Source organism: Oleiphilus sp. HI0043 (assembly GCF_001634935.1).
In genome coordinates this window covers 1-1,047 of the sequence record NZ_LWEY01001598.1, presented here as the reverse complement: position 1 = coordinate 1,047, position 1,047 = coordinate 1, and the positions used below count along the sequence as shown (strand labels likewise).

The following is a 1,047-nucleotide window of genomic DNA, read 5'->3' as shown; positions in this document are numbered from 1 at the left end:
CAAAGCACTACCCTAAGATTACCTTGCAGGGGCTGCCTAAAAACATGCTCAAACTATACAGTGTGTGATGGACGCCCGTGGAGAACAATGATAGCCATTGACTCATGAGTTAGAAATCGACACGGCTCGTGTAGAAAAGGCTGAGTAAAACAATTGTTACCTTAGTAGCTTGGTTCGGTTTAGGTTTCTGAGTAAGCCAAGAGCTGGCCTACTACCACTCAATATCCATATTGTTCCAATCTTTAAAACTTAACTTTCCATCTGCTTTTGACTCAACTAAGAGTTGATGCAGCCGATCTGCGACAAAGTCGGTCTTGAATAGTTTTTCTTCTGGAACGCCCGCTTGGTATGGCTTTGAAAGTTCGGTGTCTGTGGTTCCAGGGTGGAATGAAATGACTTTTGCTTTTGGAAAGCGACGACTGTATTCAATAGAAGCATTCTTGAGAAGCATGTTTAGTGCTGCTTTAGAGGCTCGATAGCTATACCAGCCGCCGAGCCGATTATCTTTAATGCTACCCACTCTTGCTGATAATACAGCAATCGTGGTCGCTGAATTTTTATTCAGTAACCCGGTCAGCTCTTTTAACCAGACAATCGGCATGAACGTGTTGGTCTCAAAAACGCTATGCAGACTTTCATAGTTGATATCTTCGATACGTTTCTCAGGCTTTATGTTGAGTTCTTTACTATGTAGTAAACCGCTGGCGATCACGATATATCGAATAGGTATATGACTGTCCGCTATTTGTTTGCAGCAAGCCTGAATCGAACTAAGCTTGGCGTCGGTTTGTAGCCATTCGGTTTTTGTTTTTTGACTTTCATTTCTCTGGGGCTCGTTCCTAGACAGCGCAAAAATAGTCGTGATGCTTCTATCTGATTGCATACGTTTAAGGATTGCGCTCCCAATACCCCCGTTAGCGCCGATGATAATTGCTGCAGCCTTGGATTGGTTCATTTTGTGTGACCTCAATGGTTATTGAAAACTGAGTGCAGGGAGTAATGGCTTATTGGAAGGGTGCATCAGCTTGATTCAGGTTTGAAATCAAA

The 1,047-nt window shown here is 43.2% G+C and carries 1 protein-coding gene; it reads right to left on the bottom strand.

The window, feature by feature from the left end; genetic code table 11:
- Window positions 1-211 precede the first annotated feature (211 nt).
- Window positions 212-955 (bottom strand): SDR family NAD(P)-dependent oxidoreductase, encoded by a 744-nt coding sequence (locus A3729_RS23685; RefSeq protein WP_068515443.1) that lies wholly within the window; start codon window positions 953-955, stop codon window positions 212-214.
- Window positions 956-1,047: the final 92 nt, after the last annotated feature.